At 67.6% G+C, this 18814-nt stretch carries 19 protein-coding genes and 1 pseudogene; 5 read left to right on the forward strand and 15 right to left on the reverse strand.

What is annotated here, in order from left to right; genetic code table 11:
* Position 1 precedes the first annotated feature (1 nt).
* The 4 genes and pseudogenes from Q0812_RS08870 to Q0812_RS08885 all read right to left on the reverse strand — a co-directional run.
* Positions 2-1630, reverse strand: coding sequence for a cbb3-type cytochrome c oxidase subunit I (locus Q0812_RS08870; RefSeq protein WP_302109967.1), 1629 nt, complete (start codon positions 1628-1630; stop codon positions 2-4).
* Positions 1631-1634: 4 nt separating this feature from the next.
* The gene (locus Q0812_RS08875) at positions 1635-2339 is read right to left on the reverse strand and encodes a cupredoxin domain-containing protein (protein WP_302109968.1); all 705 of its coding nucleotides are present in this window, start codon (positions 2337-2339) and stop codon (positions 1635-1637) included.
* 3 nt (positions 2340-2342) lie between these two features.
* Positions 2343-2534: a hypothetical protein gene (locus Q0812_RS08880; RefSeq protein ID WP_302109969.1), complete on the reverse strand. Its 192-nt coding sequence runs from the start codon at positions 2532-2534 to the stop codon at positions 2343-2345.
* A gap of 431 nt (positions 2535-2965) precedes the next feature.
* Positions 2966-3040 (reverse strand): annotated as a pseudogene (locus tag Q0812_RS08885) (IS6 family transposase); the annotation flags it as partial.
* A 3-nt stretch (positions 3041-3043) separates the two neighbouring features.
* Here Q0812_RS08885 and Q0812_RS08890 point away from each other — a divergent pair.
* The gene (locus tag Q0812_RS08890) at positions 3044-3319 is read left to right on the forward strand and encodes a helix-turn-helix transcriptional regulator (RefSeq protein WP_302109970.1); all 276 of its coding nucleotides are present in this window, start codon (positions 3044-3046) and stop codon (positions 3317-3319) included.
* A gap of 382 nt (positions 3320-3701) precedes the next feature.
* Here the strand turns inward: Q0812_RS08890 and Q0812_RS08895 are convergent, their stop codons facing one another.
* The 9 genes from Q0812_RS08895 to Q0812_RS08935 all read right to left on the reverse strand — a co-directional run bounded on the left by Q0812_RS08895 (position 3702) and on the right by Q0812_RS08935 (position 14134).
* Positions 3702-4286: a uridine kinase family protein gene (locus Q0812_RS08895; RefSeq protein WP_302109971.1), complete on the reverse strand. Its 585-nt coding sequence runs from the start codon at positions 4284-4286 to the stop codon at positions 3702-3704.
* Between the two features lie 535 nt (positions 4287-4821).
* Complete coding sequence (gene copD, locus Q0812_RS08900) at positions 4822-5736, reverse strand: copper homeostasis membrane protein CopD (protein ID WP_302109972.1); 915 nt, start codon at positions 5734-5736, stop codon at positions 4822-4824.
* The gene (locus Q0812_RS08905; protein ID WP_302109973.1) at positions 5733-6098 is read right to left on the reverse strand and encodes a copper resistance CopC family protein; all 366 of its coding nucleotides are present in this window, start codon (positions 6096-6098) and stop codon (positions 5733-5735) included. The genes copD and Q0812_RS08905 overlap by 4 nt, the downstream gene beginning before the upstream one ends.
* Positions 6099-6118: 20 nt before the next feature.
* Positions 6119-6622 (reverse strand): nuclear transport factor 2 family protein, encoded by a 504-nt coding sequence (locus Q0812_RS08910; RefSeq protein WP_302109974.1) that lies wholly within the window; start codon positions 6620-6622, stop codon positions 6119-6121.
* An 8-nt stretch (positions 6623-6630) separates the two neighbouring features.
* Complete coding sequence (locus Q0812_RS08915; protein WP_302109975.1) at positions 6631-7653, reverse strand: copper resistance protein B; 1023 nt, start codon at positions 7651-7653, stop codon at positions 6631-6633.
* 1 nt (position 7654) lies between these two features.
* Positions 7655-9439 (reverse strand): copper resistance system multicopper oxidase, encoded by a 1785-nt coding sequence (locus Q0812_RS08920; RefSeq protein ID WP_302109976.1) that lies wholly within the window; start codon positions 9437-9439, stop codon positions 7655-7657.
* A gap of 164 nt (positions 9440-9603) precedes the next feature.
* Complete coding sequence (locus Q0812_RS08925; protein WP_302109977.1) at positions 9604-9927, reverse strand: ArsR/SmtB family transcription factor; 324 nt, start codon at positions 9925-9927, stop codon at positions 9604-9606.
* Complete coding sequence (locus Q0812_RS08930) at positions 9924-13139, reverse strand: efflux RND transporter permease subunit (protein WP_302109978.1); 3216 nt, start codon at positions 13137-13139, stop codon at positions 9924-9926. The genes Q0812_RS08925 and Q0812_RS08930 overlap by 4 nt, the downstream gene beginning before the upstream one ends.
* Positions 13139-14134 (reverse strand): efflux RND transporter periplasmic adaptor subunit, encoded by a 996-nt coding sequence (locus tag Q0812_RS08935; RefSeq protein WP_302109979.1) that lies wholly within the window; start codon positions 14132-14134, stop codon positions 13139-13141. Before Q0812_RS08935 ends, Q0812_RS08930 begins: the two co-directional genes overlap by 1 nt.
* Positions 14135-14304: 170 nt before the next feature.
* On the opposite strand from Q0812_RS08935, the gene Q0812_RS08940 reads away from it, so the two are divergent.
* From Q0812_RS08940 to Q0812_RS08950, 3 genes are all read left to right on the forward strand, one after another.
* Positions 14305-15618 carry an NAD(P)/FAD-dependent oxidoreductase gene (locus Q0812_RS08940; RefSeq protein WP_302109980.1) on the forward strand — a complete coding sequence of 438 codons (1314 nt, stop codon included), beginning with the start codon at positions 14305-14307 and terminating at the stop codon, positions 15616-15618.
* The gene (locus tag Q0812_RS08945; protein WP_302109981.1) at positions 15608-15811 is read left to right on the forward strand and encodes a YgaP family membrane protein; all 204 of its coding nucleotides are present in this window, start codon (positions 15608-15610) and stop codon (positions 15809-15811) included. The genes Q0812_RS08940 and Q0812_RS08945 overlap by 11 nt, the downstream gene beginning before the upstream one ends.
* Positions 15812-16103: 292 nt before the next feature.
* Positions 16104-16307 (forward strand): cold-shock protein, encoded by a 204-nt coding sequence (locus tag Q0812_RS08950; protein ID WP_302109982.1) that lies wholly within the window; start codon positions 16104-16106, stop codon positions 16305-16307.
* A gap of 37 nt (positions 16308-16344) precedes the next feature.
* On the opposite strand, the gene Q0812_RS08955 is transcribed toward Q0812_RS08950, so the two are convergent.
* Together Q0812_RS08955 and gluQRS are read right to left on the reverse strand one after the other, a co-directional pair.
* Positions 16345-17256, reverse strand: a complete 912-nt coding sequence (locus Q0812_RS08955) for a DMT family transporter (protein ID WP_302109983.1) — start codon at positions 17254-17256, stop codon at positions 16345-16347.
* Positions 17253-18101 (reverse strand): tRNA glutamyl-Q(34) synthetase GluQRS, encoded by an 849-nt coding sequence (gene gluQRS, locus Q0812_RS08960; protein ID WP_302109984.1) that lies wholly within the window; start codon positions 18099-18101, stop codon positions 17253-17255. The genes Q0812_RS08955 and gluQRS overlap by 4 nt, the downstream gene beginning before the upstream one ends.
* A 23-nt stretch (positions 18102-18124) precedes the next feature.
* On the opposite strand from gluQRS, the gene Q0812_RS08965 reads away from it, so the two are divergent.
* Entirely contained in the window at positions 18125-18808 is a 684-nt protein-coding gene (locus tag Q0812_RS08965; protein WP_302109985.1) for a DNA-3-methyladenine glycosylase family protein, read from the forward strand.
* Positions 18809-18814 lie beyond the last annotated feature (6 nt).

The following is an 18814-nucleotide window of genomic DNA, read 5'->3' on the forward strand; positions in this document are numbered from 1 at the left end:
CTCAGCCTCCGATCCGGTGGACGATGGCCTCAGGCGCATCCGTAAGGAAGAACTGCAGGATTGGCCAGCCGTAGGCCGCCAGCATCAACAGGGCCACCAGCAGGTTCCACAGGGTGAAGCCGTTTAGAACCTCGGGCACCCGACGCGGCGGATGAGCGGCCAAGGCGTAGCGATAGGGCTCGGTCGGGCCAGGCTGTCGCGCCCATTTCCTATGCGGCGGCAGAAGGTTGACGATGAACAGCGCCGCGCTGGCCAGCAGGATCAGCCCGCCGATCAGCGAGACGATCACCCACGGACCCCAGCCGGCGATCATCGGGTCGGAATAGTCGAAGGTGGCCACGCGCCGCCACTGGCCTTGCAGGCCGAGATAGTGCCACGGGATGGTCATCACCATCATGCCGACGGCCCAGAGCCACAGCTGAAGCCGAAGGCGGCCTGGGCTGCGGAAGGTCCAGCCGGTCAGGTGCGGCCAGATCGAATAGGCGATGGCGAAATACATGATGACCACGGTGCCGCCGAAGATCAGGTGGAAGTGCGCCGTGACCCAGCTGGTGTTGTGGATCATGGCGTTCATGCCGTAGCTCATATTGATCAGGCCGCCGCCGCCGCCGAACCACAACATGAAGAAGGCCAGGCCCGTGGCCAGGGTCATGGGGTTCTTCCAGGGCAGGGCCTTTATCCAGCCGAACACCCCCGTGCCACCGCGCAGCCGCGCCGCCAGCTCCATCGAGGCCGAGATGGTGAAGACCGTCAGGAAGGTGGGCACCGAGACCAGGAAGGTCAGGGCCGCCTGCACGAACTTGAAACCGGTTGAGTGCTCCGGGTCCATGAACAGATGGTGCATGCCGACCGGCAGGCTGTAGAGCAGGAACAGCACGAAGGTCAGCCGCCCCATGGTGTCGGAATAGAGCCGCCCGCCCGCCTCGCGCGGGGCCATGGTGTAGAAGGCGATATAGGCGGGGATCAGCCAGAAATAGACGATGGCGTGCAGGGTCCAGCTGAACAGGGTGCGCGACAGGCCCACGTCGACGGTGTGGATCCAGCCGAAGGCCGCCGGGATCACCTGGAACAACAGCTCGGCCGCGACGCCGATGGTGGTCCACAGCCACATGACCGCATTGGCCACGGTGGCGAACATGGCCAGGGGCACGGGCTCGCCGAGATTGGCGCGCTTCCACTGCGCCATGGCTACAATCATCAGGCCGCACCATATCCACGAGGCCACGACGACCAGAACCAGGCCGATGTAGAACCAGGGGCTGCCGGTCAGCGGCGGGTAGAAGGTGAACAGGACCGTGGCGTTGTTGGTGACGATGGCCAGCACCGCCATCAAGACACCGAGGATGCCCATCCAGAAGGCCGCCCAAGCCCAGGTCTTGCCGGGCAGGGGACGCTTCAGGGCGGTCTCGGCGACGAAATAGCCGAAGCCCATGATGAAGAAGGTGGTCAGCACATAGCCCATGGAGACGCCGTGCATCGTCACCGAGTTGAAATAGTTCTCGGCGGTCAGGAAGGGTGCGCGCAGGGGGCTTCTGGCCCACATCTGCCAGACGCCCAGGATGATGGCGACGCTGAAGGTGGCGAAGGCCACCCACATATGGGTCAGGACAAGGCGGCGGGTCGTCAGCATCGGATCATTCCCCCGTGGCGGGCTGGGCCGCCGCTACCGCGTCTTGTGTGGCCTGGGCCGGATCGGGCGAAGGCTCGCCGCTTACCAGAGGGCCTTGGGCCTGAGCGCCCGCATCCACATCGCCGGCCGGAACGCCCGGCGCGGCGGTGTTCACGAGCGGCGTCTGGCCCTCGCAATGGGCGCGGCCGTCGGGTCCAGGGCGGAACTGATCGGCCGGAACCACCTGGACCCGCGCGATCATCTCACTGTGGCCCAGGCCGCAGAACTCGTGGCAGGGCATCAGCATGTCGCCGGACTGGCGGAAGACCGTGTGAACCTGGGCCACATAGCCCGGCACGATCATGGTGTTGACGTTGGTGCCGGTGATCAGAATGCCGTGGATCACGTCCGGGCTGACGAAGCGGAAGGTGACTTCGCGGCCCTGTGGCACCATCAGACAGTTAGGCACGAAGGCGAACTGGGTCGCCACCATGCGCACCGTCACCCGGCCGTCGGGCTCGACCGTCGTGCCCAGGTTCGACTCGGTGAACTCCCCCTGCATATGCAGGGTGGCGGGGTCGGCGTGCTCGATGTTGCTGGGCGGGTTCATGCGCATGGTGATCGCCGCCCACAGCACGGCGGCGAAGATGATGAACACCACGGCGCCCGCCGCCAGAGCCCAGCGCAACTCGGACTTGACGACCTTTTCCTCTCCCTCGGGTCCGGACATGGCTCAGCCCACCGTGCCGCGCGGAAGGAAGACGAAGATGTAGATGGCCAACCAGGCCACGATCAGCAGCCCGACGGTCAGGCCCGCCAGGGCGAACGCGCCCTTGGGGGTCTCGCGCATGGCCTCGTCAATCTGGGATTGGGACAGGCCGTCATCATCCTCGACCACGGATGTGGGGTGGGGTTCTTCGACCAAGCCTGGCCCTCCCTGCCTAGCTCTACCGCAGGTCAACGAAGACCCGATCACCAAGTTCCAGCCTAGGTTCCTCGGAAGCGCGGTCAACTAGGGGTAATACGTAACCGCTGTCAGGTTCACGGCCCCGGCATGCGGCAAGCCCAAACCCAGCAGCTTCAGGCGACAGCGGCCGACTATGCGGTCCGGGCCCCGGTGCAGAAGCGGCGAAGGGTGGGGCGGCTGATCAGATGTCGCTGTGTGTAGAAAGTGTTACAGACGGCGGCGTGGGTGGTGAGGAAGCGCTGGGCTGAGGCTCCTTCGCCGGATCGGCAGGTAAGAATTCTCAGCCCGATTGTTCCCCCGAAGTCGTCCCGGCGGGTGACGTCCCTCCAGGCCAAGTTCGGGCAGGACGGATTGATACGACACCAGGCCGTCCGTGGTGATGCGCTGCGCACCTCAATGCCACGCTGAGCCAGCAACTCCTCCACATCCCGCAGGCTGAGCGAGAAGCGGAAATAGAGCCACACCGCATGTCAGATCACATCGGGCGCGCGCTGGTGGCGTGGAATCTGCGAAAATTGCGGACGGAGCGGAGCATCTCGCAAGAGAAGCTGGCCGCCGATACGGGCGTGGACCGAGCTTACGTCGGCGAGCTTGAGCGAGGCCGCGGCAACGCAACCGTGGACCTTTTAGAGCGGCTCGCTCAGGTCCTGGGCGTTCCTCTGGGCGAGTTTTTCGTGGAGCCGGAGGCGTCCTCACTTCCGCCGCCTGCGCTGCCAAGCGGGCGACGCGCCAGGGCAGGCTGACCCAGTCCGGCAAGTGTGCCTTGACCTTCGACCGCTGTGGGTGTTCGTTACAAGGCGCTGTCGAAGAAGCTGATAAAAATCAGATTGTTGGTTTGCCTGTAGGAATGGTCCAATCAGCCGTGGTCAAGCCCATGGAATGCCCACAAAACGTGGGCGGGGACACTGATTTCCTTTAATTTTCCGACCTGTGGATAATTTCAAGCTATTGAAATCATTGACGATGTGACCGTTGACATCGTAGGGGTCACAGGTTCAATCCCTGTCGCGTCCACCATTCTTTTCAATGAATTAGGCGGTTCGAGCGCGCCGACGCTCACCAGAGACTCTCCAGAAACTCGTTGTGCGCCATAGTGCTCTCCGTTCCGCAAGGGGTGGCCTCGGTTCAGTCTGACGCGTCGATGACCCAATCGAAGGACGCCTCGGTCATCATTGCCGAGAAGTACCAGTCCTCCGCCGCGTGCCATTGGCGCTCCCAAGGACCTATCTCTCCTTCCCGCGCTTGGAGTCGGCTGTCTCGGATGTCGGACGCCGCCGTAGCCAAGACCTTCGCATCCAGAACGTGGTGGAGGTCGGGATGGCAACTGTAGACCCCTTCGACGATGATTAGGTCAGCTGGCTCCAGGTGTGTGGTCTGGACTTCCAGCCGCCCATCGAAGGCTTCCCAATCGAACGCGCGGTACCTGGCCGGCTTCCCTGCCCTCAGATCCTCGAGGACTCGGGCAAGTCGGAGACGGTCAATGCAGAGGTCTGCCAACTGCTCTGGACGCCCGTTCACGAGGGTCGTGCCGCCGGCGAAGAAGTCGTCGCCGCCAACGACCACTCCGGCAGCTTCGGCCGCGATGGTTTGCGCAAGGGTCGATTTGCCAACGCCGCTGCGACCATCGAGCCCTACGACCATCGGCCCTCGTTCGGTACGGGCCAGGCGAAGGCCTTCGAGCCACTCCGACAAGCGGGGGGTCTTGGCCATCATGAGGGCTCCAGGGTGATCGTCCGCTCGCAAGAACGACCGGACGTTGGTCGAAAGGCGAAGGATCGCCGCCAAGAATGAAGGCCTACGTCACGAAGTCGGGAGCCGTAGCCCAGAATCACGCATGACCTTGGGAGCTCCGGCGGCCGAGGGGTACTTAGATTTCCTGGGCCGGCAACCACGTACACCGCAGCAGGTAGGCGCGATCAACAGTGCTGCAGCAGAAAACGGGCGCCGGCGCCTTTCGAGATCATCGCGCCGGCGCGGGGAGGCGAAAGTTGCTTGGCGGGATCTCCGTGTCCGCCGGCGGATAATTGGCCTTTGCCCAGGCGAAATCGTCCCAATGCGCATGTCGGGGCGCGGCAATACGCTCGGCCTGTCGACCAGTGGGTGAGAAGGATCGACCTGGATCCTCAAGCGTGTGGCGCCCATAGCCTGGGGGGCGCCTGGGTGGCGCTCGTCGACAAGAAGTCAGGCAATCTACGAGCGTGTCGGCTTCCGGCTTAGGCGGCCGGCTCCCGTCCCCCACCTCGAACTAGGGCATCGTCGGGGACAACGTTCCCAGCACGGCGACCGCGCCCAGAACCAGCAAGCTGATCACGAGCTCCATCCTGATCTGACGACGCAACAAGTGGATCGGCGCTCGAATGTCTCCGCCCTTATCCACGGCATGGTCCAGCCGCGGCGCCGCTCGCCAGCGGTTCGACGCCGCCAAGGCAAGCATCCCCAGAAAAAGACAGAGCTTGACGGCAAGCACCCTCCCGTAAGGCGATCCGATCAGGGCGGGGAAGTCACTGACGAGCAGCGCACTGTTCACGAGTCCCGACGCGACCAGCGCGGCGACGGCGATGAGGCCGATCCCGTGGAACTCCCGCAGCCTTCGCGCCGCATGGGTCGATGCGCCCACGTCCCGCCGCGCGGCGCTTAACAGGAACAGCAGAGGCGGCAAGGCGCCGATCCACACCCCCGCCGCAAGCAGGTGCACAGCGTCAGTGGCGCGGTGAAGCAGACCCATCGGGCCGTCGTGCGAAGTCGCGTGGCCCGTGAGGGCCACACTCAAGAGCAAGAGGCCGGCAAGGCCGAGGGCGACGCGTCGCGCCGGCGAGGGGCGCTCGCTGAGCCCCATGGTCACACCGACCAGCCCGCCCGCGAGGACAAGGCGGGCGATCCACACCCGGCCAAAGTCGGTCTCGAGGAGCACGGCCCGCCAAAGGGGCGCGTCACCGAGCGAGGCGAAACCGCCGCCCATCCCCGCGACGGTGAGCATGAGCAAAGCGGCGGCGCCGGCCATGACGCCGAGCGCGCCTACCATCGACAGCCTATCCAGCCGGCGGCGCACGCCTTCGAGCCCTTCGCCGCGCCCGTAATGGCCGTAGAGGACCGCACCGAACGCGATCGCCAGGGCCAGGTAGTGGACGAATCGGGCCGCGATCAGCCCGGCGTCGATCACGGGCGGACGGCGAAGGTGTAGCTGCCGTTCATGCGATGCATGTCGGGGCCGGCCGCGGTCCACGATACGCGGTATACGCCCGGCTGGCCGCCGCCATGAACCGGCGCTCGCACGCGGGCCGGGTTCTCCGGATCAACCGTGACGTCCGCCACATGCAGGGCGTTTCCGTTCGGTCCGGTCACCTCAAGAGTGACGAAGCGCGGCAGCACCCGCTCGTTGAACGTCAGCACATAGACGCCGGGCGCCGAGCTCACCGTGCTGTTGGGCGCGGGGTTGGCCGACACAAGCTGGGCGTGAGCCTGGGCCGCGCCGGCGGAAAGCAGAGTGACGACTGCGGCGACGGGAAGGAGGCGGTGATACATGGATACTCCGTACTCTTGGGTCAGGAACGGGTGGGGGCGGCTGCTGAGGACCAGTGGATGTGAACGATGCGCCAGGCGGCGCCGTCGTGCTCCAGGATGATGGTTTCGTTGGTGATGTGGTCCAGCGCGCGATCGTTGTAGGCGCCGGTCACCCGCCCCTCGCTGGCCAGCCAGGCGGTCGTGCCCCTGAGCGCGCCTGTCCTGCGCAAGACCCGACTGGGCACGGCCTGAGCAAACGCAGCGTCGGCGCCAAGGTGGTGGGCCGCGTACTCTGCCCTGCCGCGCTCGACGCCACCGGACTCATAGATCAGCGCATCTTCAGCCAAGAAGCCGAGCGCGGCCTCGGTGTCGCCCCGCGCCAGGGCCGCGTGGAAGCCATCGACCACCTGAGCCGGCGCTTCAAGCTCGGCAGGAAGGGCTAGGGCGCTTGGGGCCGTCTGGCCATTCTCGGGGTGACGAGCAGCGGCCGGCAGGCTCGCGGCGGCCAGGCTGAGGGCGGCGATGACAGTAAGTCCGATGCGCATATTCTCTCCTAGAACCAGGTCCTTAGTCCGACCAGGACGCGCCACGCCGCCACCTCGTCGCCGCGCGCCCGCGCGTAATCCGCCGTGCCGCCGAAGCTGCGCTCATAGCTCACTCCGACATAAGGCGCGAACTCAGGCACGAACTGATACCGAAGGCGCAGCCCCAACTCGACGGAGGACAAGCCGCCGCCAATCTCTCGCTCCACTATGTCGCCAGCGGAGAGTTCCAGCTCTGCGTGCGGCTGGAGGATCAGCTGGTTGGTGATCCGGGCGTCGTACTCCGCCTCGAAACGGGCGGTCAGATCGCCTTCGTCCGACAGGAAGGCCGCAGCATCGACCTCGAACCAGTAGGGCGCCAGACCTTGAATGCCCAAGACGAGGTGGGCCGGTCCGGTGTCCGGCTCAATGTCATGCCGAACGCCCGCCTGGAGGTCGAAGAAGGGCGTGACGGGCCGGCTCCACAACAGCTGGATCTCTGCGGCCTCAATGTCGTGGCCAAACTCGCCTTCGCCCTCGGTCTTGAACCAAAGACGGTTGTAGTCGCTGCCGTACCAGGCGTCGGCCTCCCAGGCGTAGCCGTCGGAACCGTCTCCGTAGGAGACTTCCAGCCGGTCGATAAGAACCCGCCCCGTGCGCATGCCGCCGTGTTCTTCGATGAGAACGTCGCTACGTACGCGCCCCATCGTCGCGGCGCCGAAAACGGCGTCGGCCGCATGAGCCGGCCCGCTGAACGCCTCGGCCGGCGGTGGCGCGACCGGAGGCGCCTGAACGGGATCGGAGCCGCCCGGGGCGTCTTCCGAGTCGGCGCGGGTGGGTGTGCAGTGGCCCATCGCTGCGTGTTCGGGCGGACAGTTGGGATCGACCGGATCGGCCGTAGGCGCAAGGGAGCAGTGCCCCATGGCGGCGTGCTCGGGCTCGCAGGTTGAGATCTCGGCCGGCGGCTCAGGCGGCGGCGCGCCATGGCCGGCGTGCTGCGCGAGCACCGGAGTAGCCAGGCCGAGGGCGGCGGCTAGGAGCAATGGCGCCCGCATGTCACCGCCCCTCGCCGTCGAGCGGACGGACCGTGACCACGTTCATCATCCCGGCGTGCATGTGGTAAAGGAGGTGGCAGTGGAAGGCCCAGTCGCCCGGCGCATCGGCCGTCAGGTTGAAGCTGGCGATCCCCCCCGGCATCACGTTCACGGTGTGCTTGATCGGGTCGCCGTGCGCCTGGCCCGTCACCACTTCGAAGAAGTGCCCATGCAGGTGGATGGGGTGGTTCATCATCGAGTTGTTGATCAGGTTCACCCGCACCCGCTCGTTTCGGGCAAACCGGATGGGCTCGGTCCCCTCGTTCAGGGTTCGCCCGTCGAAGGACCACATGAAGCGCTCCATATTGCCCGTCAGGTGGATGTCCACGCTCCGCGTCGGCGGGCGCTTATCCGGAAAGGGCGTCAGGGGCGCGAGGTCGTGATAGGTCAGGACCCGGTGCGGCTCGTCCTCCAGGCCAAGCGGCCGGTCGCCGGTCCGGTCCACGGGCATGGGGGCGATCATGTCGACGCCGACGCCGACCGTGACCGTCGACGGGACGAGCGAGGGGTCCCGCATATCGTGGGACATCGCTTGCTCGGCGTCAGCGCCAGCATCACCGGGCGTGCAGTGACCCATGGCCGCGTGCTCGGGCGGGCAACTGGCCGCGGCGGCTGAGCCGTGGCCCATCGCCCCGTGGTCCATGCCCCCCATGCCCATGTCGCGCATCGACAGCAGCGGCCTGGGGCGGAGCGGCGGGACCTCCGCGCTCATACCCAGGCGGGGCGCGAGCGTGGCCCGCGCCAGACCGGAGCGATCTATGCTTTCGGCCACAAAGGTGTACGCGCGGTCGTCAGGCGGACTGACGATCACATCGTAGGTCTCGGCCACCGAGATCTGGAACTCGTCGACCTCGACCGGCCGGACGTTCTGACCGTCCGCCTGCACCACCGTGACCGGCAGGCCGGGGATGCGGATATTGAAGATGCTCATGGCCGAGGCGTTGATGATCCTCAGCCGGACCCGCTCTCCGGGTCGGAAAAGGGCTGTCCAGTTGTCGTCGGGCCCGTGCCCGTTGATCAGGTAAGTGTAGGTCGAGCCGGTCACGTCCGCGATGTCGGTCGGGTCCATCCGCATGGCCCCCCACATGCGGCGGTCCTCGGCCGACATGGTGTTCTCCGCGGGGTCGCCCAGCATGGCGAGGCGCTGCCGATTGAAATAGCCGCCCTCCTGCTTCAGCTTTCCGATCACCTGGTGCGGATGCAGGAAGGTCCAGTCCGACAGGACGATGACGTGCTCGCGATCATAGGCGACCGGGTCCTGGCCCTGCGGGTCGATCACCAGCGGGCCGTAGTGGCCGAGCTGTTCCTGCAGCCCCGAATGCGAGTGGTACCAGTAGGTCCCGTTCTGAAGGACGGGAAACTCATAGGTGAAGGTCTCACCTGGCGCGATGCCCGGGAAACTGATGCCAGGCACTCCATCCATGTGGAACGGCAGGATCAGGCCGTGCCAGTGGATCGACGTGTCTTCGTCGAGGCCGTTCTCGACGTGCAGGCGCACCCGCTGGCCCTCGCGCAGGCGGATCAGCGGAGCAGGCAAGACCCCGTTGATCGTGATGGCATGTCCCTCGCGGCCGCCAACTCGGTAGATGCTGTGACCGACGCGAAGGCGTATGTCTTCGCCCGATAGCACGGGCGGAAGACCACCCGTTCCGGTCTGAGCCCACGCTGGAAGTAGGCCGGAGAGGGCGGCCAGACCCGCGCCTCCGACCGCGCTGCGCAGGAGATGACGCCGGTTGATATTCGTCACGGCTTAAGTGCTCTCTTGATGGCGGGACCCCTGCAGATACGTGGGCCCGTCGCAGATGGACCGACCTTGCACCCTGACGTCATGACAAGGTCAAGCCCATGCTCGCGCGCCTCTGTCGGATGCGACGATCGGCTCTCTCAAGATGCAGCAAGCTCATACCACCGCTAGGTCGCGTCGCCTCCAAAGATGTCGCACAGAGCCCCGACCAGGCGCGCCGCGGTCGGGTCGACGAGGCTGTAGTAGGCCGTCTGGGCTTGGCGGCGCCGCTTGACGACCCCCTCTTGGCGCAGCCGCGCCAGATGCTGCGAGCAGGCCGATTGCGAGAGCCCCGCAAAGGCGGCCAGTTCGTTCACCCGGGCCTCTCCGGCGCTCAGCCGACACAGGAGGACCAGCCTCTGCCTGTTCGCGAACAGGCCCATCAGCCTGGCGGCTTGAGAGGCCTGGGCCTCAAGCAGAGCGAGCGCACCCTGCCGGATCGCGGGGCTCACGATGCACCGTTCTCGGCTGCGGGCTCGCTCCCCTTCAGCGCCACATAGATCGCCGGAATCACCAGGACCGTCAGCAGCGTGGAGGACATCAGGCCGAACAGCAGCGAAATCGCCAGTCCCTGGAATATCGGGTCGAACAGGATCACGGCCGCCCCGATCATGGCCGCCAGCGCCGTCAGCAGGATGGGCTTGAAGCGGATGGCGCCCGCCTCGAGCAGCACGTCCTTCAACGGCCGGCCGGTCTTGCGGGCGTGTTCGATGAAGTCGACCAGCAGGATGGAGTTGCGCACGATAATCCCTGCAAGCGCGATGAAGCCGATCATCGACGTGGCGGTGAAGGGCGCCCCGAACAGCATGTGGCCGATGACGATGCCGATCAGGGTCAGCGGGATGGGCGTGAGGATCACCAGCGGCAGGCGGAAGTCGCGGAACTGGGCCACCACCAGGATGTAGATGCCGACCAGCGCCACCCCGAAGGCGGCGCCCATGTCGCGGAAGGTCACCCAGGTGATCTCCCACTCGCCGTCCCACAGGACGGTCGGCCGGCTCTCGTCGTCGGGCTGGCCGTTGAGGCGGACCTCGGGCTCGGACAGGTCGCCCCAGTCCTCGGCCCGGATGGCGTCGCCCACCGCCAGGATGCCGTAGATCGGCGCCTCGTAGCGGCCGGCCAGCTCGGCCATGACCATCTCGGCGTCCCGTCCATCCCGGCGATAGACCGGATAGCTGGCGAGCTCGCTGCGGGCCTCGACCACCTCGCCCAGCTCCACCAGCCGGGGGGCGCCGTCGAGCGTGGTCACCGCCACGGGCATGGTGGCCAGGTGCTCGTTCCAGGTGCGCCCGGACTGGGGCAGGCGCACGGCGATCTCGACCGGCGTGCGTCCCTCGTCGCGCGCGGCGTAGCCCAGGGTCGAGCCGCCCATCAGGGCCGCGACCGTGTCGTGAACCTGGCGTTCCTGGAGCCCGAAACGTTCGATCCGCTCGCGCACCGGCGTGAGCCGGAGCGTTGGCCGCCGTTCGCCGAAGCTGTTGTCCACGTCCACGATCGAGGGCTCGGCCCGGAAGATCGCTTCGATGCGGCGGGCCACGGCTCGGCGCGTCTCGGCGTCAGGGCCATAGACCTCGGCCAGAAGGGTGGCCAGCACCGGTGGTCCCGGAGGGGCCTCCACGACCTTGAGCGACGCCCCATCCGGCAAGACCAGCTCAGCCAGCCGCTCGCGCAGGTTGATGGCGATGGCGTGGCTGGCGCGGTCCCGTTCGCCCTTATGGCTGAGCATCACCGCCAGGTCGCCCTGCTCGGGCCGTTCGCGCAGGAAGTAGTGCCTGACAAGACCGTTGAAGTTGAACGGCGCCGCGGTTCCGGCATAGCTCTGGATGGCCACGACCTCAGGGACCGACTGGGTCAGGGCCGCGGCCGCCGCCAGGGTTCGCTCCGTGACCTCAAGGCTCGTGCCCTCGGGCATGTCGAGCACGACCTGCAGTTCCGACTTGTTGTCGAAGGGAAGCAGCTTCACCGGCACGGCGCGCAGGCCGAACATCGACATGGCCAATAGCGTCGCGATCCCCACGGCGCCGAGAAACATCCAGGCGCTGCGGCGCGTGCGGATGATCTTGCCCGCCCAGGACCGATAGAGGCGGCCGATGCGGCCCTCGCCCTCCGCATGGCCGTGCCCGGCGGCAAGCGCGCGTCGTGCCAGCCGGATCATCAGCCACGGGGCCAGCACCACGGCCACGAAAAAGGAAAAGACCATGGCCGCCGAGGCGTTCACCGGGATCGGCGCCATGTAGGGACCCATCAGGCCCGAGACGAACAGCATCGGCAGCAGCGCAGCCACCACCGTCAGGGTCGCCACGATGGTCGGGTTGCCGACCTCGGCCACGGCCTCGACGGTGGCCTCGGCTCGGCCGCGGCCGTCGTTCATGGCCCAGTGGCGGGCGATGTTCTCGATGATGACGATGGCGTCGTCGACCAGGATGCCGATCGAGAAGATCAGCGCGAACAGGCTGACCCGGTTGATGGTGTAGCCCATCAGGTTGGAGGCGAAGAGGGTCAGCAGGATGGTGGTCGGGATGACCACGGCGGTCACCGCCGCCTCGCGCCAGCCGATGGCGAAGCCGATCAGGACGACGATCGACACGGTGGCCAGGCCCAGGTGGAAGAGCAGCTCGTTGGCCTTCTCGTTGGCCGTCTCGCCGTAGTCGCGCGCGATCACGACTTCGAGCCCTTCGGGGATCAGCGAGCCGCCGAGTTGCTCAAGCCGCGCGTGCAGGTCGTGCGATAGAACCACGGCGTTGGCGCCGGGCCGCTTGGCTACGGCCAGACTGACAGCAGGCGCGCGGCTCCACCCCTCTTCGCCGCGCGCATAGTGCGCCACGCGCGCCTGATCCTCGCGCGGCGCCAGGACGACATCGGCCACGTCGCGCAGGTAGACGGGCTGGCCCGAGACGGACGAGACGGTGAGCAGCGAGGCGTCCTCGGGCGTGCGCAGGCGCTCGCCGATCCTGAGGGCCGTAGCCGAGCCCTCCTCGCGCACCACACCGGCGGGGAAGCTGCGGTTCGCCTGGCTGACCGTCTCGAGCAGGGACGACAGGGCGACGCCGCGCAGGTTCATGCGGGCGGGGTCGGGCTCGACCCGGATCTCCGACGGCCGTCCGCCGACGATGAAGGTCTGGCCGACGTTGTCGACCTTGGCGATCTCCGCGCGCAGGCGCACCGCCACCTCGTAGAGGGCCTGATCGCTCCAGCGACCCGCCGCTTCGGGAGACGGCGTGAGGGTCAGGACCAGGGCCGGGACGTCGTCGATGCCCCGGGTGGTGATGATCGGCTCGCTGACGCCCACGGGAATGTCGGCATAGTTGGCCCGGATGCGTTCGTGCACGCGCACGGCGGCGTCGTCCGGGTCCGAGCCCACCTCGAAGCGGGCCGTCACCATGACTCGGTCGTCCTCGGCCTGGGTGTAGACGTGCTCCACCCCATCGATGCTGTTGACGATAGCCTCCAACGGTTCAGCCACGAGCTCGACCGCGTCGGACGCGTTCAGTCCGGGGGCGGCGACCATCACGTCCACCATGGGTACGCTGATCTGGGGCTCTTCCTCGCGGGGTATGCTGAGCAGCGCCATCAGGCCCACGGCGATGGCCGCCAGCAGCATCAGGGGCGTCAGGGGAGAGTTGAGGGTCGCCTGAGTCAGGCGACCGGACAGGCCCAACCGCATCAGCGCGCCTCCGCCGGCAGGACCACATCGCCTTCGGCGAGGCCGGAGAGAACCTCGACCCGTCCGTCAGACAGGTCAGGGCCCAGCTGGACCGGCGCCTCGACCGCCACGTCGCCCGGGCCGAGGGTGCGGACGTAATCGATGCCGAACCGCGTGGCGACGTAACTGCGCGGAATGACGATGGCCTCGCGCTCGCCCAGGGTGATCCGCGTGTCGATCCGCCGCCCCAGGCTCCAACCCTCCAGCCCCGCCACCGAGACGTCGGCTATGACGCGCCCGCCCCTCGCCGCCGGGTAGACCTGGCGGATGGTCCCTGGCTGCGGGAGGCCGTCCACCTGAACCGTCTGGCCGACGCGCAGCTCGCCGCCCTGGGCTTCAGGAACTTCGATGCGCAGCACCACGGGGCCCGCGGTGATCGTCGCTATGGACTGTCCAGCGGTGACCATGGAGCCTTGCGGCACGTCTGCGGTCAGCACACGGCCGGCGGCGGGGGCCAGGATGCGCCCCTGGGCGCCGAGTTCGACGGAAGCCTCTCGCTGGGCCCGCGCGGCGCGGGCCTGGCCCTCGGCCGCCTCGTAGGCCGCCTGCGCCTGGTCGAGGCGCGCCTGGGCGTAGATTCCGCGATCAAAGAGCGTCTGGACGCGCGCCAGTTCTGCTCGCGCCCGCCGAACTTCAGACTCGGCCGCCGCGACCAGGGCGTCCAGGGCCGCCGTTTGCATGCCGATGCGCTCATCCGCGACCACGCCGATGACCTGACCCGAACGCACCTGATCGCCTTCGCGCACGTTCAGCCGGACGAGAACGCCGCTGATGCGGGCGCGCGCCTCGGCGAGGTCGCGAGACGCCACGACCGCGGACACCGACTTGGCGTCGGGGATCGTCTCGGTTGTTACGACCAGGCGGCCGGCCTGAGCCGCCGCGGGCGCCGCCGCAGGCGCCTGCTCATCACTGCCGCAGCTGGCCAGCGGCGCCAGGCCGAGGGCCAGACAGATCAAGCCAAGGCAGGACCGAGGGCTTCGCACGGGGCGCTCCTTGATTAGCAAGAGCTAATATTAGCCGGATCTTGTTCAATCTCCGGCGGAGCGGCGGCCTTCTCCTTGATCCACATCAAGGCGGTTCACACGGCCAGGGCGACTAATGACCGGGTTTCCCGAAGGAGAGGGTCATGCCCAAGCCCGTCGTCGTCGTCCTGGGAGCCGGTCTCGGCGGCGTCATCGCCGCCTTCGAACTGCGCGAGACGCTTAAGGACCGCATCGAGCTGGTCGTGGTGTCCAAGGGCGACACCTTCCATTTCACCCCGTCCAATCCCTGGGTCGGCGTGGGCTGGCGAGAGCGCGAGGCGATCGAGGTGCGGCTTCCGGATGTCATGGCCAGGAAGGGGATTCGCTTCATCGACGCTCCGGCCAAGGCGCTTCGCCCCGCTGAGAACCAGATCGATCTGGAGACCGGCGAGACCCTCACCTACGACTATCTGGTCATCGCCACCGGTCCCGAACTGGCCTTTGACGAGATTCCGGGTCTCGGGCCCGAGGGCCACACCACGTCCGTCTGCCACGTCAGCCATGCGGTGGAGGCCGGCGAAGCCTTCGAAAAGCTGACGGCCAGTCCGGGGCCCGTGATCGTGGGCGCGGTGCAGGGCGCCTCCTGCTTCGGGCCGGCCTATGAGTTCGTCATGATGCTTGAGACCGAGTTGCGGCGTCGGCGCGTGCGCGACCGCGTGCCCATGACCTTCGTCACATCGGAGCCCTACATCGGCCATCTCGGCCTGGATGGGGTGGGCGACACCAAGGGCCTGCTCGAAAGCGAGATGCGCCAACGCCACATCAAGTGGATCACCAATGCCCGGGTCGTCTCGATCGAGCCTGGCCAGATGCATGTGGAGGAGGTGGCTGACACGGGCGAGGTTAAGGCCCGCCATGACCTGCCCTTCGCCTTCTCCATGATGCTGCCGGCCTTTCGCGGCGTAGAGGCGGTGCGCGGCGTCGAGGGTCTTACCAACCCGCGTGGCTTCATCCTCGTGGACAAGCACCAGCGCAACCCGACCTATTCGAACGTGTTCGGCGTCGGTGTCTGCATCGCCATTCCGCCGACCGGACCGACGCCGGTGCCCGTCGGGGTGCCCAAGACCGGCTTCATGATCGAGAGCATGGTCACGGCCGTCGCGGCCAATCTGAAGCAGATGCTGGCGGGCGAAGAACCGACCCACGAGGCGACGTGGAACGCCATCTGCCTGGCCGATTTCGGCGACGACGGCGTCGCCTTCATGGCCCAGCCGCAGATTCCGCCGCGCAACATCAACTGGTCGGCCAGCGGCGGCTGGGTCCACGCGGCCAAGGTCGCCTTCGAGAAGTACTTTCTACACAAGGTCCGCACCGGACAAAGCCAGCCCATCTACGAGCGCCTGGCGCTCGATCTGATCGGCGCGCCCAAGCTGCGGCGCGGCGCCAAGCTTCAGGGAAACTCGGGCCATGAACATTGATCGAGCCGTCTTCGTATTTGCGGGACTTGTCGTTCTTGCCAGTATCGCGCTGGCGCGGTGGGTCCACCCGGCCTGGATCTGGCTGGCGGTGCTCGCCGCCGTGAACATGATCCAGGCGGCGTTCACGGGCTTCTGCCCCGCCGCGATGGCCTTCAAACGACTTGGCCTGAAATCCGGAGAGGCCTTCCGCTAGGCTGCGGCCGCTTAGGCCATCTGCGGATACCCCTCAACCGGCTGTCGGAGCGGTGTGGGCCCTTCCGGCGGCGCTCCGCCGGTGAAGCCTAACCCGGCAGAAACCGCGATTTCTGATTGACCGTTCCGCCCTCGCGTGGTCAGGCTTTGCCCTGCGGTCCATGGATTTGCCGTTTCCCGTCCGGGAGGCGGCGGTCGCTCTTTCTGCTGAACGAGCTGCTGTCCGGAAATGGCCGCCGGGTCTCCCGTCGGGCGACCTGTCTGGATAAGTGCGTTCAAGGAGAGACGCGACAATGGCCACCGGTACGGTCAAGTGGTTCAATACCACGAAGGGCTACGGCTTCATTCAACCCGACGATGGCGGCAAGGACGTCTTCGTGCACATCTCGGCGGTTCAGCGCGCCGGTCTGCAGGGCCTCGATGAAGGCGCCAAGGTCAGCTACGAGCTGCAGAACGAGCGCGGCAAGACGGCCGCCGTGGACCTGAAGCCGCTCTAGGCCGCTCGGAACAGATTGAAGCGAAGGGCGCGAAGGTCTAGGCCGTCGCGCCCTTTTCATTTGCACCGCCAGGCCCGGTGGCGGCGCGCTGGGCCAGGAGCACGGCGCAAAGGATCACCGCCCCGCCCAGGACCTGGAGCGGGGTCACGGTCTCCCCCAGCCAGAGCCAGGCGATGACAGCGGCCGAGACCGGCTGGATAAGCACGATCACCGCCGTGGTGGAGGCCGGCAGGCGGCCGAGCGCCCAGGCCACTCCGCCCTGGCCGGTGACGTGCATCAGGGCCAGACCCGCCAGCGCCCACCAGCCGCCGGAACTGGCGGGCAGCAGGGGCTCGCCCATGGCCAGCGCCGCGATGAGCGCAATGGGAACGGCGGCGAGCGTGGACCACAGCATGACGGGCAGGGCGCCCATGGTGCGCCGCGCCCGTTGCACGGCCAGGAAATAGCCCGCGTACCAACCGGCAACCGACAGGGAGAACAGGTCTCCGAGCAGGGGGTTGGTCCCCTGGCCGCCGTCCGCGCCCGCGGCCATGGTCCAGGCCCCGATGACCGCCAACGCAAGGGCGGCGAGGAAGAGCCGGCCAGGCCGCTCGCCCAGCACGATCCAGGCGAAGGCGGTGACCACCACCGGCGTCAGGTTGCAAAGGGTGGTGGCGTTGGCCACCGAGGTCATCTGGATGCCGTAGTGCCAGAAAACCAGGTCGCAGCCGATGAAGAGGCCGGCCAGCAGGGCGAAGCGGCCTGGAGGCTTGAGTGCCGCGCGCGCTCGTCCCGGCCTGAGGACGATCAGGGCCAGGATCGGCGCAGCCAGGAACATACGCCAGAAGCCGGCCGCCGCCGGTCCCACATCCGCCAGCCGCACGAGATTGGGGGCCAATCCCAGCAGCAGGGCGCAGCCGGTGAGCGCCATGAGGGCCAGGCGCCGCTCGGCGGCGGAGGGCGCGGTCACAGGCCCAGCCTTTCACGGATTTCGGTCGGGGTGACGCCGCTGTCGCGCAGGGCCTTGAGAGTCTGGTCCTTGTCACGCTTGGCCAGGCGCCGGCCGGTCTCGTCGGTGATGAGGCGGTGGTGGCGATAGACCGGCTCGGGCAAGTTCAAAAGCGCCTGCAAAAGGCGCTGGACGTGGACGGCCTCGAACAGATCCTGGCCCCGGATCACGTGGGTCACGCCCTGGGCTGCGTCGTCGTGGACGCAGGCCAGGTGATAGGCCACCTGGGCGTCCTTGCGGGCCAGGACCACGTCGCCGCCGCGCGCGGGATCCACGGCGAGGGCGCCGGTTTCGCCGTCGGGGCCTGACCCCTCCTCGGTGAAGGTCATGCAGTCCCACTGCCTGCCGAGCCGAACCTGGGCCGCGGCGAGGGACAGGCGCCAGGCGAAGGCGTCGCCGGCCTCCAGCCTCTGGGCCTCCTCATCGGGCGGCAGGGGCGCGCCCACATAGGCCTCGAGCGCGCCGTGGGGAGCCTGGCCGATGCGCTCGGCCACCTCGGTGCGGGTCAGGAAGCAGCGGTAGATGAGGCCGTCGGACTGCATTCGATCCAGCACGGCGGCGTAGTCGCCCAGGTGATCGGACTGGCGGCGGACCGGCGTCTCCCAGCTGAGGCCGAGCCATTCGAGGTCTTCGAGGATTCCCGCCTCGAACTCCGGCTTGCACCGGGTTGGGTCGATGTCCTCGATCCGCAGGAGGAAGCGGCCCCCCGCCTCGCGCGCGGCCCGCTCGGCCGTCAGGGCCGAGAAGGCGTGGCCCAGATGCAGTCGGCCTGTGGGCGAAGGCGCGAAACGGGTGGTGAAGACCATGCCGCCTCGCTTACACGGCTTGCATGACGGCGCCAGCCACCGGGCATGTGGAAATAATCGAGTCGGCCACCCTCGAAAGGTTGGCGGCGCGTGAGGCCGCATTCGCGGGCTTGGCCCAGGCCGTGGGGCCGGTGCCCTGGCGGCGCTGGCCGGGCGGGTTTGCGGGCCTGCTGAAGATCATGGTGGGCCAGCAAGTCTCGCTGGCCTCGGCGGCGGCGATCTGGAGCCGGTGCGAGGCGGGTTTGGGTGAAATCACGCCCGAGACTGTGCTGGGCCGGACGGGAGAGGACCTATGCGGCATGGGACTGTCGCGGCCCAAGGCCCGGCACGCCCATTCGATCGCCAGGGCCTTCGCTGACGGTCGGCTGGCCCACGAGCGGCTGGCGGCGCTGGACGAGGCGGAGGCGCGGCGGGCGCTGTTGGCCGTCAGCGGCATCGGGCCGTGGACCGCGGACATCTATCTGATGTTCTGCGAGGGACGGCGCGACGTCTTTCCGGCGGGCGACGTGGCGCTCCAGGAGGCCATGCGCTGGTTCGATGCACGGGAGGCGCGACCGGACGCCAGACAGGCGGCGAAGCGGGCCGAGGCCTGGGCGCCTGAGCGGTCGGCGGCGGCGCATCTGCTGTGGGCCTGGTACGGGGCCGTGCGCGACAAACGGATGCAGCCGGACGTCAGCCGCCTTGGCGCCGCCACGATGGACGCCTAATTTCAC

Origin of the sequence: Peiella sedimenti (assembly GCF_030504955.1) — a bacterium.
GTDB lineage: Bacteria > Pseudomonadota > Alphaproteobacteria > Caulobacterales > Caulobacteraceae > Brevundimonas > Brevundimonas sedimenti.